18 protein-coding genes are annotated in these 17,963 nt (G+C 46.9%); 5 read left to right on the top strand and 13 right to left on the bottom strand.

The window, feature by feature from the left end; genetic code table 11:
• The first annotated feature begins 384 nt into the window (after positions 1-384).
• Entirely contained in the window at positions 385-900 is a 516-nt protein-coding gene (gene scpB, locus QUB44_RS21765; protein ID WP_333250817.1) for an SMC-Scp complex subunit ScpB, read from the top strand.
• 42 nt (positions 901-942) lie between these two features.
• Positions 943-1,290 (top strand): DUF760 domain-containing protein, encoded by a 348-nt coding sequence (locus QUB44_RS21770; protein ID WP_006635907.1) that lies wholly within the window; start codon positions 943-945, stop codon positions 1,288-1,290.
• 306 nt (positions 1,291-1,596) lie between these two features.
• Here the strand turns inward: QUB44_RS21770 and QUB44_RS21775 are convergent, their stop codons facing one another.
• Positions 1,597-2,817, bottom strand: coding sequence for an HhoA/HhoB/HtrA family serine endopeptidase (locus QUB44_RS21775; RefSeq protein WP_333370700.1), 1,221 nt, complete (start codon positions 2,815-2,817; stop codon positions 1,597-1,599).
• 313 nt (positions 2,818-3,130) lie between these two features.
• Between QUB44_RS21775 and QUB44_RS21780 the strand changes: the two genes are divergently transcribed.
• Entirely contained in the window at positions 3,131-4,045 is a 915-nt protein-coding gene (locus QUB44_RS21780) for a peptidoglycan DD-metalloendopeptidase family protein (RefSeq protein ID WP_445299920.1), read from the top strand.
• Positions 4,046-4,301: 256 nt separating this feature from the next.
• On the opposite strand, the gene QUB44_RS21785 is transcribed toward QUB44_RS21780, so the two are convergent.
• The 9 genes from QUB44_RS21785 to purS form a co-directional block, all read right to left on the bottom strand.
• Positions 4,302-4,559 carry a hypothetical protein gene (locus tag QUB44_RS21785; protein ID WP_333370705.1) on the bottom strand — a complete coding sequence of 86 codons (258 nt, stop codon included), beginning with the start codon at positions 4,557-4,559 and terminating at the stop codon, positions 4,302-4,304.
• Between the two features lie 258 nt (positions 4,560-4,817).
• Positions 4,818-5,165 carry a type II toxin-antitoxin system PemK/MazF family toxin gene (locus tag QUB44_RS21790; protein WP_333157691.1) on the bottom strand — a complete coding sequence of 116 codons (348 nt, stop codon included), beginning with the start codon at positions 5,163-5,165 and terminating at the stop codon, positions 4,818-4,820.
• Positions 5,162-5,401, bottom strand: coding sequence for a hypothetical protein (locus tag QUB44_RS21795; protein ID WP_333370707.1), 240 nt, complete (start codon positions 5,399-5,401; stop codon positions 5,162-5,164). The genes QUB44_RS21790 and QUB44_RS21795 overlap by 4 nt, the downstream gene beginning before the upstream one ends.
• 22 nt (positions 5,402-5,423) lie before the next feature.
• Positions 5,424-5,630: a hypothetical protein gene (locus QUB44_RS21800; RefSeq protein WP_333370708.1), complete on the bottom strand. Its 207-nt coding sequence runs from the start codon at positions 5,628-5,630 to the stop codon at positions 5,424-5,426.
• Between the two features lie 137 nt (positions 5,631-5,767).
• Positions 5,768-8,107 carry a beta-propeller domain-containing protein gene (locus QUB44_RS21805; RefSeq protein WP_333370710.1) on the bottom strand — a complete coding sequence of 780 codons (2,340 nt, stop codon included), beginning with the start codon at positions 8,105-8,107 and terminating at the stop codon, positions 5,768-5,770.
• On the bottom strand, positions 8,100-10,145 hold the full coding sequence (locus QUB44_RS21810) for an ATP-binding protein (protein ID WP_333370713.1): 2,046 nt from the start codon (positions 10,143-10,145) through the stop codon (positions 8,100-8,102). Before QUB44_RS21810 ends, QUB44_RS21805 begins: the two co-directional genes overlap by 8 nt.
• A 138-nt stretch (positions 10,146-10,283) precedes the next feature.
• Positions 10,284-11,087 carry a DUF4058 family protein gene (locus QUB44_RS21815; protein WP_333370715.1) on the bottom strand — a complete coding sequence of 268 codons (804 nt, stop codon included), beginning with the start codon at positions 11,085-11,087 and terminating at the stop codon, positions 10,284-10,286.
• A gap of 328 nt (positions 11,088-11,415) precedes the next feature.
• Positions 11,416-12,117 carry a phosphoribosylformylglycinamidine synthase subunit PurQ gene (gene purQ, locus QUB44_RS21820; RefSeq protein ID WP_333370717.1) on the bottom strand — a complete coding sequence of 234 codons (702 nt, stop codon included), beginning with the start codon at positions 12,115-12,117 and terminating at the stop codon, positions 11,416-11,418.
• Between the two features lie 329 nt (positions 12,118-12,446).
• On the bottom strand, positions 12,447-12,731 hold the full coding sequence (purS, locus tag QUB44_RS21825) for a phosphoribosylformylglycinamidine synthase subunit PurS (protein WP_333042010.1): 285 nt from the start codon (positions 12,729-12,731) through the stop codon (positions 12,447-12,449).
• 143 nt (positions 12,732-12,874) lie between these two features.
• Here purS and QUB44_RS21830 point away from each other — a divergent pair, with 143 nt between their 5' ends.
• A complete protein-coding gene (locus QUB44_RS21830; protein ID WP_172184862.1) occupies positions 12,875-13,267 on the top strand; it encodes a Fur family transcriptional regulator in 393 nt (130 codons plus the stop codon).
• Positions 13,268-13,570: 303 nt separating this feature from the next.
• Here QUB44_RS21830 and QUB44_RS21835 read toward each other — a convergent pair whose 3' ends face one another.
• From QUB44_RS21835 to QUB44_RS21845, 3 genes are all read right to left on the bottom strand, one after another.
• On the bottom strand, positions 13,571-15,781 hold the full coding sequence (locus QUB44_RS21835; RefSeq protein WP_333370719.1) for a peptidase domain-containing ABC transporter: 2,211 nt from the start codon (positions 15,779-15,781) through the stop codon (positions 13,571-13,573).
• Between the two features lie 138 nt (positions 15,782-15,919).
• Positions 15,920-16,087 (bottom strand): hypothetical protein, encoded by a 168-nt coding sequence (locus QUB44_RS21840; protein WP_333370722.1) that lies wholly within the window; start codon positions 16,085-16,087, stop codon positions 15,920-15,922.
• A gap of 169 nt (positions 16,088-16,256) precedes the next feature.
• Entirely contained in the window at positions 16,257-16,484 is a 228-nt protein-coding gene (locus QUB44_RS21845; RefSeq protein WP_333370724.1) for a secretion protein HlyD, read from the bottom strand.
• A 339-nt stretch (positions 16,485-16,823) separates the two neighbouring features.
• Between QUB44_RS21845 and QUB44_RS21850 the strand changes: the two genes are divergently transcribed.
• Positions 16,824-17,939 (top strand): HlyD family efflux transporter periplasmic adaptor subunit, encoded by a 1,116-nt coding sequence (locus QUB44_RS21850; protein ID WP_333370726.1) that lies wholly within the window; start codon positions 16,824-16,826, stop codon positions 17,937-17,939.
• The last annotated feature ends 24 nt before the right edge of the window (positions 17,940-17,963 follow it).

The raw sequence follows: 17,963 nt of genomic DNA on the forward strand, positions 1-17,963 counted from the left end.
ACATAGATAGTCTAAATGAAAGCTCATCACTATAACTGTATTGGTTGATCTATTTTACACCATAAACTCAGGAGAGCCGATTCAGCAACGCCGAAAATTAATAGTGTAGGTTTTGTTTCTCAACCTAAGCTGTTCATCATTTAAATTTTCGAGGCTATCTAAGCAAGTATTGGGTTTCAACCTCTGAAACACGCATTTTAAATGCACAACAGCTTAACCTACAATATTAATAATTTGTGTAAGGGGAATGTTTATTCCTAACTCTCATTATTCACGACACGGAAGTTACGGAAATACGGATAACTGTTGTTTTCCTGAGTCCTTCTTCTTCCTTGCTTCTTCTTTTTTCTTTCAACGTCCCAATTCCTCGTTACTAATTCCCAAATGACTCGCTTAGCCACAACAATAGAAGCCATACTTTACTTAAAAGGTCAGCCAGTGTCGATCGCAGAAATCGCCGAGATTGCCAAGTGCGATCGAGCCGAAGCCGAAGACGCCATCATCGAACTCATGTCTGACTCGTCCCACCGCGACAGTGCATTAGAAGTCGTCGAAACCCCCACAGGATACAGCCTGCAACTCAGAGAAGAGTTTGCCAGTTTAATGCAAACTTTAATACCTCCAGAATTAGGTGTGGGAGCTTTGCGGACGCTGGCTGCGATCGCCCTCAAAGGCGGCATCGCTCAGCCAGACTTAGTTAACTTGCGAGGTTCAGGCGCTTACCAACAAGTGCAGGAACTTGTAGAAATGGGTTTTGTCCGCAAACGGCGACCGAGTGAGGGGCGGTCATATTGGTTACAAGTTACCGAGAAATTTCATCGGTACTTTCAAGTAGACCAACTGCCAAAACAATTGCAAATTGACTTTCAGGCAAATTTGTACCCAAGCAATGATGAGTAGTTTGAAGTAGAATGTAACCAGCCAGAAATTAAGAATCGCCAAATGGTTTTTCACCCTGACTTTGACACATCCAATGCCCAACAAACCGCAGTCAATCCACTGCTGAAGTACCTCCAACACCAATCCCCGGAGGTTCTAGCCCGCGTCGCCAAGTCCGTCAGCCCCGACATCAGAGAAATAATCTCTCATAACGTTCAAGGACTTGTCGGCGTTTTGCCTTCAGAAAATTTTAACGTCGAAATTACCACCGATCGCGAAAACTTAGCAGGTTTGCTAGCTTCAGCGATGATGACAGGCTATTTTTTGAGGCAAATGGAGCAGAGGATGCACCTAGAAGAAAATTTAGCAAGCACCAGCTCGATTCAACCAAACTCACCCAAAGACAAGTAAAAAGATCAACGGGTAGAGGAAGCCAGAAAGATGAAAGTTGTTCCGAAAAACCCATAATCCTGAATCGTGGAAGCACAGGGAATTAAGAAACCGGGCTGTTAACCGGGTATCCCTTGCGCTACACCGAGGATTTTGGTGAAAAAACCCGGTTCCTGCGTCCAGGACTATAAAGCATCAGATTTATCTTTCATCCTCCACCGTTTGCAAATAAATACCAGTTTCACAAAAGAATGCAACTGGAAGTAAGCTCCAAATCCTTATCCCGTAAGTCATTCCCAATTCTTTAATCGAAAATCGGAAATGGTATTACCCACCGGCCGAGCTACCCGATATCGGAAAAGCACCCGGACGTACTTTAATGTTCTGAACTTGACCCAAACGGTTAATTTCCACTTCGAGTTCTTTGCCCACAGCAGTGTTTTCCACCCGTTCTTGCACGTCCCCAGGAGTGTTAACCGCAATTCCGTCAACTTTTTGAATGACATCTCCGGCGCGCAAGTCGGCTTTTTGAGCGGGGGAATTTTCCACGACTCGCGTCACGGCTACGCCTCGATCGAGGGTAATTTTATTATTATCGAGCTGTTTGTTGAGTTCTGCCTTGGTGGCTGCAGTCAAGCTGACCATTTGAATGCCGAGATAGGGATGTTCGGCTTTACCTTTGGCGAATAGCTGATCGGAAATTCGTTTGGCGGTTTCGATCGGAATTGCAAATCCCAAGCCCTGAGCGTCGGCGCGAATGGCGGTATTGATGCCAATTACTTCGCCTTGGTCATTGAGCAGTGGGCCGCCAGAATTGCCGGGGTTGATGGCTGCGTCGGTTTGGATGAAGCGGACTCGCTTGTCGGGGATGCCGACTTGGGAACTCGATCGACCCGTAGCGCTGATAATGCCCACAGTCACGGTATTGTCGAGACCTAAAGGATTGCCGATCGCGATCGCCCACTGTCCCGGTACAATATTGTCCGATCGACCCAAAGCCACCTGCGGCAGTTCCTTAGCATTAATCTTAACCACAGCGACATCCGTCAGCGGATCGACTCCCTGCACCTTACCCTCAAACTCGCGGCCGTCTTTGAGCGTCACCTTGACAGTATCCGTCCCGGAGACAACGTGAGCATTAGTGACGATGCGGCCGTCCGAAGTGAGAATAAACCCGGAACCCGTACCTCTCTTGACTCGTTCTTCCGGCTGCGGCAAATTCTCCCCAAAAAACCGACGAAACAAAGGATTTTTGAAAGCTTCCGGCACTTGATTCGCCACCTTGCTTGAGGCGTCAATCCGCACTACAGCCGGGCCGACTTTTTCGGCTGCTTCAGCAATAAAATTGGGATTGCTGCGATCAACCGGTTGATTTTCCAGAACTGGAGGAGACGCATAAGGTGGGATTTGCTGGCGTACTACTGGCAAGACCAATCCGGTTTCCAGATTGTTTGAGCCTTGCAGATAGCGATTTCCCAACCATCCCATACCTCCGCCGATTGACAGCAAAGTCACATAAAGGGTCGCTTGCTTAAAAGATAAACTCATTTAATAACTCCCGCTAAATACCTCATCCCCGCAGACAGGTTCCGAATCAAGCTTTTTTGTCTTGGCGACGGGAAGGAAGCGGGGCGGGGCGTACCGCTTCCTTATGAACATAGCTGTTAACAGGCAGGCGCCCATCGGCATCACAGGCAATTTTGCCGGATTTGCCAAGAGCGAATCAAACTAATAATTCTCATCCTAACTTGGCTTAGCCTGGGATTTACAGTCTGGGGGGTGGCTAGAGCTTTCAAATATGCAGTTTCACAGGATTTTAAAATTGTCAACTGTCCGAAATGAATAGTTTTTTATGTACATAATGACTTTTAAACGCTTATTTCCGCTGATTTCTGCACTAATTTGGTCGATCGCACCCGTTGGGAAAACGGCGGCAAATACCGAAATCCCACCTGCAAATCTTCCTTTAGGTACACCTGTAGAAAACCCCGACCCCGCCCGCGATTGCCCGAGTCCGGCTATGTCTCGGTTGCGCCGCCACACTGTGGCCCAGGGCGAAACAATAGAAAGCATCGCGCGGCAGTACAATGTGAGTCCTGCGGCGCTGAGCGGCATAAATCCGATGTTGCGGGGCGGTGGAGTATCTGCTGGAAGTGCGATCGTCATTCCTCCGTACAGTGGCATCGAGGTAGAAGTGCCTGCGGGCTCGAATTGGCAAAAACTGGCAGAAGCTTACAAAGTACCTGCAGATTTGCTATTTGAGGCGAATGGGTGCAGGCCTTTGGGGAAAACGGTGTTTGTGCCTGCGGTGAATAGGTCGATCGGGCCTTCTATTAATCCCGATGCAACGCCATCGGTGGAAGGATTTCCGCTGCCCGCCCCAGCAGTGGAAGCTTTGCGTTACGGGCGGCAATTGCATCCGGCGCGACGCGAATTTTTTTTCCACAGTGGCGTAGATTTTTTGGCGTCGGAGGGTACGCAGGTTTTGGCCGCGGGCGAAGGGACTGTCGCCTTTGCCGGGCCGCAGGGGGATTACGGGAATTTAGTGGTGGTGAACCATGAAGCGGGGAAGCAAACGCGCTACGCTCATTTGAAAGATATTGCCGTAAAAGTCGGTCAAAAAGTGCAGTCTGGAGAAGTTTTGGGAACTGTGGGGACGACGGGAAAACGGGACATTCCGCCATCTCATTTGCATTTTGAAGTTCGGTACAATTCCGGTTTGGGTTGGGTTGCTGAAGACCCGCTGCTTTATTTGCAAGCGACTATTAAAAAATAGGATTGTTAGTGTGCTGGGGGGGTGACAACCCGCCCCAAATCCAGACGGGGTAAGGATTGAGCTGTGTTGTGGTAAAAAAAGATAGGCAGCAGAATTATTACACGATTGCCTATTCCAAAAAATATGTTACCAACATTTTACCAGACTCACTTACAAAAACAACTGACGCAAACCCCGTTTATTTTACTCACAATCTTTTTGAACCTGATAGAATCAGAGAAACAAGTAACGATCGCACTAATCGGGTTTCCATTAATCACTTATTGGTGAACAACTTATTGCCAGATCGCACATTTCTCTCAAATTCGATCGCCCGATCAACAAAAAACCCGATCGCCCATAAAGCCAAAAATCCGATCGCCCCAATCAACACAAAAACCCGATCGCACATTTCTCTCAAATTCGATCGCCCTGAAACCGACTGAAAATTTGTCTGCTTTGTGACACAGCCCGCCGGGGGTTGAAACCCCCGTCTCATAGCTAAAGTCGGTTGAATCCGACTGAAAATTCGCATGAAACCGATACACATCAACTAACTCTTCAGTCCTCTTTCAGAGGACTTTCGCTATGAGACAGGGGTTTCAACCCCTGGCGGACTCGGCAACGAACCAACTAGCCCCGACTGCGCGGATGAACTAACGGACTAACAAATCAAATTCGATCGCCCTGAAACCTAAAAACCCGATCGCACATTTCTCTCAAATTCGATCGCCCCTTTCCCTAAAAGTCGATCCAAATACTATCTCTGGGAAATAAAAATCGCTCGCTCTTTTTAAGGCAAGTAACCCAAGGTAAATAATATGATATTTTCTAATTGTACCAGTATCTCTGGATTGACTTCACCAATTTTATTTCGCAATCTTGTTTTATCCAAAACTCGCAGTTGATGGCACAATGCAACAGAATCTTGAGTCAATCCTCCCTCGCCGCCGGGAATCAAAACACAGGAAGGAAGAGAGGCACGGCGCAGATTAGTTGTGAGAGGAATACTGATAACAGTAGTTGTGTATCTCGAAATTGTATCGTTTTGAAAAATAATTGTGGGACGCACGCCTGCTTGTTCGGAACCTTGTGTGGGATCGAGGTTGGCAATCCAGATTTCACCTCGTCTGATTGTCATGCCAAATCCTCATGTTTGAGGAGTTCTGAATATTCGCTGATTCCGAGTTCCGCCAGTTGTCGGTCTTCTTCGGCAAATTCGCTGTAGAGTGCAGCTAAGTTAGTTTCATCGATCGCAGGAATAGTCACTAATCTGGCACGGAATTTCAGGAAGCTAATAAATTCAAATACTTGTTGGAGTTGTTCTTGATCGAACTTTTCTAATTCTTGTTGGATTAACTCTCTCATGACATTCATTTTTGTTGTCAAGTTTTCTGTATTATAGCCCGATCGCCCATCCACCAAAAACTCGATCGCCCATCCACCCAAAAACCCGATCGCACATTTCTCTCAAATTCGATCGCCCGATCAACAAAAAATCCGATCGCCCATCCACCAAAAACCCGGCGGTTGAAACCCATAAAACCCAGCGGTTGAAACCGCGTCTATACAGACAAAACCCGCCTTCGCGGGTTGAAGATTTCACCCGATGATTTTCAATCTCCGAATACCCTCTTCGTCCGCGGAGGCGGACATCGTTTGTGTAGAGGCGGTTTCTAACCGCCGGGATTCCAACCGCCGAGGATTTCAAATTAGATCGCCCGAATCGACCCAAAAATCCGATTATCGCCCGCCGCTAACTCCCTCCAATCGCAGGAAATGCACCCGGCCCGATCGATCGCCCGCTACAACTGTCAGTCCATCAGGGGCGATCGCACAGCAAGTAAACGCACCATCGCCGCTGAAACTAGCAACCTCATTGCCACTAAGCAGATCCCAGATTTTCACGGTTTTATCGTCTGAAGCTGAAATTGCGAGTTGGCCGTCAGATGCGATCGCTACTCCCCATACGCAGTCAGTATGACCTGTGAGAATTCTCAGTTCCCTGCCGTTGTTTATGTCCCAGATTTTTAGGGTTCGATCGTTTGAAGCGGAAATCGCTGTATTACTGTCTGGTGCGATCGCTACTCCCAATACCTCGCTAGTATGACCGGTGAGAGTTTTCAGTTCCCTGCCGCTGTTTATGTCCCAGATTTTGAGGGTGTTATCGTCTGAAGCCGAAATCGCTGTCTTGCCGTCGGGTGCGATCGCGACTGCATTTACCGACTCAGTATGACCCGTCATAGTTCTCAATTTCCTTCCATTGTAGATGTCCCAGATTTTGAGGGTGTAATCCCTTGAAGCCGAAATCGCTGTCTTGCTGTCTGGTGCGATTGTGACTGCATTTACCGGCTTAGTATGACCAGTCATAGTTCTCAGTTCCTTGCCACTGTTTGTGTCCCAGATTTTCAGGGTTTTATCCCAGGAACCGGAAATTGCTCGCTTGCCGTCGGGTGCGATCGCGACTGCATATACCAAGTTAGTATGACCGATGAGAGCTTTCAGTTCCCTACCGGTGTCTGTGTCCCAGATTTTGAGGGTTTTATCCCTTGAAGCCGAAATCACTGTCTTGCCGTCGGGTGAGATCGCGACTGCATTTACCTCCCGAATATTACCAGCGATAGTTCTCAATTCCCTGTCGCTGTCAATGTCCCAGATTTTAAGGGTTCGATCGTTTGAAGCGGAAATTGCTCGCTTGCCGTCGGGTGCGATCGCGACTGCTGTTACCGCATAAGTATGACCGGTGAGAGTTCTCAATTCTCTTCCATTGTCGATGTCCCAGATTTTGAGAGTGCGATCCCTTGAAGCGGAAATCACTCGTTTGCCGTCGGGTGCGATCGCAACGGCAAATACTACAACAATATGACCGGTGAGAGTTCTCAATTCCCTGCCACTGTCGATGTCCCAGATTTTCAGGGTTTTATCCCATGAAGCCGAAATTGCTCGTTTCCCATCTGGTGCGATCGCAACTGATAATACCGACCTAAAATGACCGATGATAGTTCTCAATTCTGTGCCACTGTCGATGTCCCAAATTTTCAGGGTTCTATCCCCATCCCAGATTTTCTTATCGCCTGAAGCCGAAATCGCTCGTTTGCCGTCTGGTGCGATCGCGACTGCTGTTACCGCATAAGTATGACCGATGAGAGTTCTGAGTTCAGTGCCACTGTCGATGTCCCAGATTTTCAGGGTTTTATCCTTTGAAGCCGAAATTGCTCGTTTGCCGTCTGGTGCGATCGCTACTCCCCATACGAAGTCAGTATGACCCGCGAGAGTTCTGAGTTCCGTGCCACTGTCGATGTCCCAGATTTTCAGGGTTTTATCCTCTGAAGCCGAAATTGCTCGTTTGCCGTCCGGTGCGATCGCTACTCCCCATACCTCGCCAGTATGACCGATGAGAGTTCTGAGTTCCGTGCCACTGTCGATGTCCCAGATTTTCAGGGTTTTATCCCCTGAAGCCGAAATCACTCGTTTGCCGTCTGGTGCGATCGCGACTGCTTTTACCCCGTCAGTATGACCGGCAAGCGTCTGCAGCGCACCCTCATTTGCCCTTTCCAGATTAGCCTTCAAAGGCCGCAGCCAAGGAGTATTTTTCGACTGCTTTGCTTGTTCTAGCATGGCTTGAATGTCATCAGGAGATGAGATTTTTTCCGTCACTTTTTTGACAGGTTTACGGGGGGAAAATCTAGAAATTAATGGTAAATACTCCCAAAAATACTTAGATTCATCTATAATCATAGTTATTTCATCAGGTAGCAACCTCCCCAACAAATGCCCTGCCAATTGCGTTTTATCCCTCTCCAAAACGTGCGCCGACTTCCGAATTGCCCCTTGAATCAACCGCAAACTTTCAGTTTGCTCCGGCGATAGCAAAACATCAGAAACTATCGCCAAATCGTAATCCTCAATTAACGCTTGAACCCCCACCGCATCCAACTTCGCCTCAATAAAATCAAAATCCGTCAACAACTGATGCAGCCGTTCCCCTTGAACACTCTCTGCCAAATGCCCCGGCAGAGTTTCCAAAGCATAAAGCCGCTTTTTCGGCGACAGTTTCCCCAACCGTTCTTTAAACTTACTCATCGCCGTACAAATCCTCCCACAAATTATCAGAAATCGCCGTTTCGATATCCCGCAGCGACACCCCAGCTTTCTGCACTACATCCTTACGATGCAGAAATCTTTGGAAACTCGCGTGATAAATACTGTAATCCGGCGGAGTGTCGCTGCTACGGCGCAGAAACTGTTCCCAATCATCCAGAACTTCCTGCAAATCTAAAGCATCTTCCTCAGCAAAATCCGCCAAAATATCGCAGGAAACCGGCTTGCGAGTTTTGGTCAACAAATAAATCACCTTCAACTTCCGGCGGCGCAATTCCTTATCTTTAACCGCCATTTCCATCCGCGCCCAATGCTTCTCATAATATCCTTCCAACTCCCTCGGCAAATCTTGCAAATTCACATCGCTGTACTTGCCGCTATCGATATCATTCAGCACATAGCGCAGGTACATAAAATTATTCTGGCTTTTTTCCGCCACCGCCGCCACAAACTGTTCGCGCTGCAAATTTTGACGGTTAATCCAACTCTGAATAGACGCGCTGTTGCTGGTGCGTTTGTCAATATAAAGCTTGACATCCGCCAAACTTTCTGCACTGTACTGCATCAAATCAAAAGGCTCATAATTTGGCAAAGGCAGAGTTTTCGGCTGCTTCGAGACAATAAAATAAACATTATCCGGCAAAGCATCAGGCAAATAGAGGACATTGCTGCCGCGCCCCTGCAAACTGAGATCGACTTCATCCAGGGCATCCACCACGAAAATCAACTTTTTGCCACCCAATTGAGCGCTGACTTCCCCCAACAATCGACTGAGAAAGTTGCCATCTCTGGTAGCATTTTCCGGCAGTTGCGGATAATTTAGTTGATAGCGTCTAATTAACTGAGTACAGGCATTTTCCAGAAATTGTTCGGCACGGACAATGCCTTGAGATTGCGAGTTAAAATGGGCAACGCAGCGCCGCTTCAGCAGCAGCACTAACTTGGCCATAATTGAAGTTTTCCCGACACCCGGATCTGCTTCTAAAACAAAATATCCTTTGGGATTTTTCTGCAAAAATTCGATAATTGCTTCAAAGACAAATCGGCGGCCGGTAAAGTCTTGAGTGCGGTCTTGAATAATCGTTTCGCACTCGTAGGGAAGCGGCAATCGGGGCGCGGAAGTATCAACAAATCGTTCCAGCAAATTCTGAACCTGCGCCAAATCGGATCGGATGCCAATTTCTATGGATTCCAATTTCCCCATCACTTGACAAATCTGCTGCCCAGTCGCCACGGCCTCCAATTTGTCCAGAATTTCCCCATTTCGCAGCCCCAATTTTTTGAGTTCCGCCAAAGCAATTTGGTGCAGATTCAACAGCATCGCCGCAAACTTTTCTCCTCCCTTCGCCGCATCCATTTTCAGCACTTCGCGGTACGCTTTCGGGAAAGTTGCGTACAGCTTGTCCGCCACAAATTCCACAATTTCCGCATCGAAGGATTTCCCCTCGCTGGCCGCGAATTCGTTGAGGAAAGTTGCCCAATCTGCCGTTGTCAATCCGGTAACTCGATCGAACTCCTCGACATCCGCAGAAAAAATCTTGGTTAACTGGTCTTCGGAAATATTTAAACCCCTTGACAAATCGGCTGTATTCGTGTTAATATCCAGCCAGTATTCAGGAGTTTTCTCGGCTAATTGACTGAGTGATGTTTCTGGATAAGGCAATTTTTTGGTTTCGGCGATCGCAATTAGTCGATCGGACTTCGCAACCTCTCTCAAAATATAGCCGATCGCCTCACCCGCCGCCTTAATCAAATCGTGATTATCGAGAATCCTCGGATTTTTGCTCAACCCTTCCGTCATCCGATTTGCCAGTTCATCAGCGGCCATAGTCTCAGCGAGACTACCAGCAATCGCTGCTAAAATAGAAACTCCCCCAAGTGCGATCGGGCCGCCAATAATACCCGCTGCTGCTTGAGTTGCCGGATTGGCGATCGCGCTTGAAATAACTTGTCCAATAGCCATCACCGCACTGCATCCAATTACCCTAGTTTTAAAATTAGCTAAGTCAATTAGTGGCATAAAATAAATATTCCTCTTTTCAAAAGTTGGTAGTAATTATATCTTGCCGGCTGCCGTTTAGTCCGTCGCTGCGAAAATTTCAAGTTGATTTAGAGATTGTCGAGCGCGACTACCCCTAGGAGATAAAGTAAAATATAATTAATTATCTAGAAGTTCTTTTTCTTGCAAAAGTTGGGTAGCCCAAACCCGATCTTCTTCCGAGAGAGACGGTACGGGTTCTCGATTATAGTCGCTCCGATAATCATAGCCAGCGCGATCGTAAATACCTGCAAATATTTCTGGTAAGTTAACAATAGGTTCTACATCTTCCTCACGCAAGGGAAGCGGAAATATAGGTAGAGAATCGCGGAGATTAAAAGCATAAAGTTCGGCAAAAGGACGGCGATTACTGGGACTGACCAAAACCCGATAGTCGCTTTGAATAGAATTATTAAGAATGGGCATAGATTCCCATTTTCGTAGTAAATCGATTTCCACTAAATTGGTTAAGCTACCTAAAATACTCTGGCGTTTTTTGAGATAAGTAATTCTTCCTTCTCCACTACGTTTGTTCACAGGAGAAAGGATCTCAATTGCAGTGACAACTTGTTTAGTTGCCATTTCTCGCACTTCCAGGTAAGTCTGTTTAATTTTTTCAGGAGCAGGCACTTTAACGGTAGTCGGAAGTGTTATACTTACAGTGGCAACTGAACCTGTAGGAATATTCGGGTTATTAGATTGACGCTTAATAGCGACATCGGGGATACCTACTAAAAGAGACTCGTCGTTACTTTCATTTAGATCGGTAATTTCATAGATTCGTTTGTCAATTGCCACCTCATATTTAGGGCGAATTTGAGGCATGATGGTATCCGCGATCGCGATAATCAATCGATTGTGAGTTTCCTGCCAGAAATCGGGGTGTTCTAAGTAGGGGTCCATTCCAGGAAAAGGTGAAGGCATAGGACTGTTCTCCGATGTATTGACTTTCAAATCATTTTAGCATTTTTAATTTTGTAGGGTGCGTCGCTTTAAAGCGAGGCAGAGCCTCTGGATATAGGTTCCCAGGCTGGAGCCTGGGAACCAGTTAAAGCTTGTCAATAACAGGCAGGATGCCTGTTCCACAGTAATTATTGGAGATGTCTATTTGTAGATGAATTTAATCTGTTGTGGCACAAGCATCTTGCCTGTTGCAAAGAGCGGGCTTTCCTGCCCGCCCCACAATAAATTTAATCTGTTGTGGAACAGGCATCTTGCCTGTTCATAAAATTATAGACACCGCAAATATGAACTACAAAACAGCAGCAACACTTGCCATCAACAACCCTTGAAACAATTTCACCCCATCTGTTTCGCCCAACATCGGATCGGATGCCCGTTCAGGATGCGGCATCATTCCTAACACATTGCCTTGGCGATTGCAAATACCGGCAATATTATTTAACGAACCGTTGGGATTGCCAGAATTGCTAATTTCGCCCGCCGGAGTGCAGTAGCGAAACAGCACTTGATTGTGATCTTCTAGTTCTGCTAATGTATCCGCATCCGCATAATAGTTGCCTTCCCCGTGGGCGATCGGCAAATCGATGATTTCACCCATAGTATAAGCCGCAGTCCAACGAGTATTACCGCGTTCGACTTTCAAAGAAGCGCGATCGCAAATAAAATTCAATCCCGCATTCCGCACCAGAGCACCGGGCAACAAACCAGCTTCAGTCAAAACCTGAAAACCGTTGCAGATGCCTAATACAAGCTTTCCTTGTTTCGCGTGTTCCGCAGTAGCCCGCATCGCCGGAGAAAAACGGGCGATCGCGCCGCACCGCAAATAATCTCCGTAACTGAAACCACCGGGAATTACAATGATATCAATATCCGAAATATCGGTATCTTCGTGCCAAATCATGCGAGTTGGTTGGTGCAGTAACCCTTGAGTCACCCACACCACATCGCGATCGCAATTTGAACCCGGAAAAACAATAACTCCAAATTTCATAAGCTGAAGGAAGAGGGAAGAGGGAAGAAGGAAGAGGGAAGAAGGAAGAAGGAAGAGGGAAGAGGGAAGAGGGAAGAGGTGTCAACATAAGACTAAAATCTTATGTTTTTCTCCCTTGTATCAAAGTCTCGATCCCCCCTAAATCCCCCTTAAGAACGGGAGTAGGGGTTGACTTTGAGTGCTCCGAGTTTTCGTGTTTTTAACGAAGACTTTGAACGCTCTTGTCCTGGCCTTTTTAATAGAGACTTTGAACACTATTGTCCCCCCCTTATTAAGGGGGGTTAGGGGGGATCTCCGGGGCTAAAAACACACCCTAGGGGCGATCGCATTTATGCCGCCGCTGTCTCCACAGCAACAGGAATTTCAGTCAAATCAAAGCGATAATTTTCAATCACTGGATTGGCCAAAAGTTGGTCGCAAACGCGATCGAGTTGTTCGCGGGCCTCCGACTCACCAGCAGCAGTCAGCGTCAATTCAACGTATTTCCCAATACGCACGCGCTCAACATTGTCGTATCCCATGTGTTGCAAACCAGACTGTACGGCTGTGCCGGCGGGATCTAAAACAGAAGGGCGGAGGGTAACATAGATTTGGGCAAGATATTTCTGAGTCACGGGAATGTTGCGGTAGGTGATGTGAAAGTTAGCCCCATTGTATTCTACAACCGAGCTGCGCGCCGATCGCCATTTGGTTCGCCCAAGTAAGATAGCCTAGAAATAGGGACAGATTTGATTCCAGCAGATTCGAGAAAAAAATTATGAGAACCAACCACACCCGCAGTCAGGAGCGTATTTTAAACTTGCTCAAAGTCCTGAATCGATCGCTCTCAGCGCAAGATATCTACTTAGAACTGCGTAACAGCGACCAAAGCATGGGCTTAGCAACCGTTTACCGCTCCCTCGACGGTTTAAAGCGAGAGGGGTTCGTTCACGTCAGAACCCTCGCTAGTGGCGAGTCTCTCTACGGTGCCGCCCACCAAGACCAACACCACCTAACTTGTCTGGAATGTGGCGCGTCAATTACGATCGACGAATGCCCCGTCCACCACTTAGAAAGCCAACTACAACAATCTCATTCTTTCAAGATTTATTATCACACTTTGGAGTTTTTCGGATTGTGCGATCGATGTACTTTGGCTCAAGAATCTTAGAGAAGTTATTAGTCATGAGTGATATCAATTCCGGTTGCACGAGCGAAATGATTGTTGACTGTTGACTGTTGACTGTTGACTGTTGACCGAAAGCCTCCAGGATAAAAGCCCCCGGATTCATCCGTCCAGAAATAAAAAACGTGTCTCCGATGAAACTTGCCCCCCGAATTTATCCGTGGGGTCGCTTGCTTCAATCTAAAATCTAAAATCTAAAATCTAAAATCGATTGACTCGGTGTCGAACCGCGCAGGCTGGTTTTGTTTGTGTAGCGACAGATTTCAACCTGTCGTTTTATTAACTAGCTCAAGGATGCAAAAACTCTAAATGGTCTCCTGGAATCGATCGCAATTTGGCAGCCGAGCCTTGCATTTTCAACCGGCCGCGTTCTAACATGATAATCCAGTCGGCGCGATCGATCACTCGTGGCCTGTGACTGATAAAAATCGTCGTTTTCCCGTGCCGATACATCAACAATTGTTCTAAAACTTCCGCTTCGCTTGCGGGGTCAAGCCCTGCGGTAGATTCGTCTAAAATCAATACGGGCGGGTTGTTGAGAATGGCGCGGGCGATCGCCAATCTCTGTCTTTGTCCGCCAGAAATATTCGCTCCAAACTCCCCTAAAACAGTTTGATATTTATCCGGCAATTGGCTGATAAATTCATCCGCCCCCGCAATTTTGCAGACTTTAACAATCTGTTCAAAGCTGATATCTGGACTGCCCAATCGAAAATTTTCGAGAATCGATCTGCTCCAAAAATGCGCTTCTTGAGGAACCAATACTACCTGCTGTCTGAGACTGTCGAGAGACAAATCCTGCAAGTTGTAGCCGCCAATTCTAATATTACCAGATTGCAGCGGGTACAGACCCGCAATTACTTTTGCGAGCGTACTTTTTCCGCAGCCGGAATGGCCGATTAAAGCAATTGCTTGACCGCCGGGAAATGTGACAGAAAAATTTTCCAGTAAGTCAAGTCTGCCGGGGTAGTGAAAATTAACACTCTTGCAAACAATACCGTCGCGGTTCTGAATCGTTACGAAAGGTTTATTCGTATCGTCTTTAGTTTCCGGTTCAGCATCGATGACTTCCGACAGCCGTTGAGTAGCTGTCTGCACGCGAGTCATCTCATCAGTAAATCCTACTAGCGAATTCACCCAAGTCGTAACGTTTTGATTCATGGCAATAAACGCTAGCAACTGACCTATACTCAATACCTTGTCAATAACCAAACCGCTACCAAGCCACAGCAGAGTAATGCTGCCAGCAGAGGCAACAAAACCAGAAAATATATTGTTGAGAATGCCAATTTGTGTAGTACGGAAAGTGAGCTTTGCTAAGCGACCGAAGCGGGTTTGAAATTCTTCCCAAAGTTGCTGACCGCTGCTAGTAGTTTTGACAGTCAGCGCGCCTTTAAAAGTTTCTACTAAAACGCCTTGAGTTTCTGCTTCCAACACCAATAAACTGCGCGTTTTTTGCTGCAATGCGGGCAAAAATACCACTGTAGAGGCAGTCATTAACAGAGCTATAGCTGTAGCTGCTAACGTCAGCTTCTTGCTGTAAAATAACATAAAAATAAAAGAAACTACAGCTATAAAAAATTGACTAGGTAAGCTGATAGCGACTTGAGAAACTAATTTATTAATTTCTTGAATATCTTGTAATCTACTGACGATTTCGCCACTGCGTCGGGTTTCGTAAAAATTTAAAGGCAATCGCAGGAATTTGCGCGCAAATTCCATCACCAATCCCAATTCTAAACGCTGGGAAAATTGAGCAATTAAGTTCGACTGTACTAATCCTAAACTGCTGCTAAAAAGGTTCATAACTATAACTGCGATCGCCACACTCGCCAGGAGTTGTCTGTCACCCCGCACCAGGATGTCGTCGGTGAGCATTTGAACTAGAAAAGGTGAAGAAATCGACAGCAAACCCAACACTGCATTCAGCAAAAATGCTTCCATTAAAATCGGGCGGTAAATCCCAATCCGGCGCATCCATTTTTGTAAGGAATTGGCGGGGGGTTGACCGTCTGCTGCCGCAAAAAACCGCTCAGCATCGGGTTCTACTAGCAAGCACAGCCAATCTGTCCAAGCTGCTGCTAATTCTGCTCTAGAAACATAGCGCATACCAACAGCGGGATCGCCGATCGCATATTTGTTGCCCTGTTTGCCGTACAAAACAACCCAGTGATAGCCGCTCCAGTGAATAATCATCGGTAGAGGGGCATCATCGAGCTTGTCTAAAATTGCAGCGGCTGCTCGCACCGATCGAGCATTAAAGCCGATCGCCTCAGCTCCTTGTTTCAAGCCAAGTAAACTCGTCCCTTGTTGCCCAGTGCCGGCAAATTCTCGCAAGCGGCTAATTGTAAAATTCTGTCCGTAAAATTTGGCGATCGAAGCCAGACAAGCTGCACCGCAATCTTCTTCGCTCTGCTGGAGAACAACCTGATATTTCATCAACCTGTTTACTTGTCCGAAGAAAGGCATTTCTCGGATAAAAGGAATGTTTTTTAACATTGGGCAAAATGAATAATGAGTAGAGCCTAATGAACATTACTCTTCACCGAGTACCCAATCAGAACAAAGCACCCATAAGTTTATGGGTGCTTTATGAATTCACATCAATAGATAGAGCCCAATTGACAGCACTAAACCTTAATAGTAGCGGTACACTGTTCTGAAGGAACCGTCGCAATTCCGGCGGTACACGACGCGACGCGTCGGACGGTAACAGTTTCGACGGGAATAGTGACCGCCGTTGACGCTAGCTGATTCTTCAGGGGTGAGTTCAGCAAACAGTGAATCGTCCTTTGTTTCTTTCATGATTTGACTCCGTTTAACTTAATAAAATTCAAGGGAAACTAGAAATATTATTTAATTTCTAGAGCCTCGTGTAAATACTGACTAATACTTCTTGTAGTGCTGTGCGACCTCCGGAAGATTACGGATAAATTTTGAAAATTTACTCCATCGCACAACTTGACTCAGCTATCTAAACCACTAGGGTTTTGTAAGGGCGAGCGCGGCTCGGATCGTACAGATAAAGCTGGCTAGGCTGCGGCAGGAAAAACAGCATATTCAGGCCATAGCTGCGGCTGTTATCCGTCTCCCTGTTGCTTTTAGCACCGCTAACACCGCTGGTAATGCTGCCACCGTTGACAGTAGCAGATTCTCCATCGGTTACTTCGATGAAGAGTGAACATTGTTGATTTTCTGACATAAATAACTCCTCTTAATACCTATGTACTTACTTACTACCTACGCATACAGGAAAAACCCGGTAACAGCGCCAAAACTCATTGCTGAAAAGCCATATTTTCATAAGTGTTGCCCGCTGGCTTCACTCCTCTTGATGTTTGGCGAAGTTTGTGGGTAGAGACGGCAAAGCTGTGCGGATTTTTACCTTTACCCTGTGAATTTTGATTTAGACTTCTAAACCTATGCTTGGTTTCCGGAAAGCTGATCGTAAAAGTGACCAAACAAATCAGCGATCGATCTCTCCCTCTCCCCCAACTCAACACTCAAAACTCCAAAGTATTCCCCTCTCCCCCTTGCCGCCATGTCTCTCACTCCCGAAGCCACACCCGCTGAAACCTTTGATAACGACCAGTTTTTGCCCCCTGTCAGCCGCTGGACGACTTTGGGGGGCATTTTGATGGTGGCGACCTTTGGCGGGGTGATTGCCCTCGCTAGCGTCACCAAGTACAGCGCTACAGTCAAAGCAGACGCGATCGTCCGTCCGGCCGGAGAAGTGCGCGTCGTGCAAGCAGCAACCGAAGGAACCGTCGAAAGCATTGCTGTCAGCGAGAATCAGACAGTAAAAGAAGGAGATGCGATCGCCGTTGTAGACGCTTCGCGTTTGGGCGCTCAAAAAAAACTGTTGGAAGAAATAATTAATCAGTCTCAAACCACAGCACAGCAAATCAACCAGCAATTGCGCGACTTAGAAAATCAAATTTTGGCCAGCGCCCAATTTAAAAGCATCGAAAGTGAAAGTTCCGCCCAACAGGAATTAATCGAATCAGCTTTAGTAAAAATCGCCACATCGCTGCCGGATGTCGCCGAGAGACTGGGCAGAAGTCGGCGGGTTTTGCTCGTCAAGCGATCGTCTCTTCAACAACAATTAATTCAAGCTAAAAAAGAACTAAATCAAATTGACTTAAAACTCGAAAATAGCGTGATCCGCACGCCAACGGATGGTACAATTCTCAGATTGGAAGTACGAAATACTGGTCAAACCGTACAAGCCGGCAGCGCGATCGCCCAAATCGTCCCTAGCGACGTACCCCTGGTAGTCAAAGCCAAGGTGACATCCCAAGACATCGCCCGCATCCAAATCGGCCAACCCGTACAGATCAGGATTTCGGCTTTGCCTTTCCCCGATTACGGCACATTAAAAGGAACTGTTAGCGAAATCGCCCCAGATGCGATCGCCACTCAAAATCCCACTAATAATTTAGGTACAGCTTATTACGAAGTGGCAATTAAGCCCGAACAAACTTATTTAACAAAGCTCAAATCCGCCCACGGCCAATTCTTCGGAAACTCCCAGGCCAATGGCCCCCGCCAGTATTCGATTCAATCGGGAATGGAAGGCAGAGCCGATATTATTACCGGCGAAGAAACTGTTCTGACATTTGTTTTGCGGAAAGCAAGGTTGCTCACAGATTGGTAATTAGTCAGTTGTCAGCAGTTAACA

The organism is Microcoleus sp. AT3-D2, from assembly GCF_036705715.1.
Lineage (GTDB): Bacteria > Cyanobacteriota > Cyanobacteriia > Cyanobacteriales > Microcoleaceae > Microcoleus.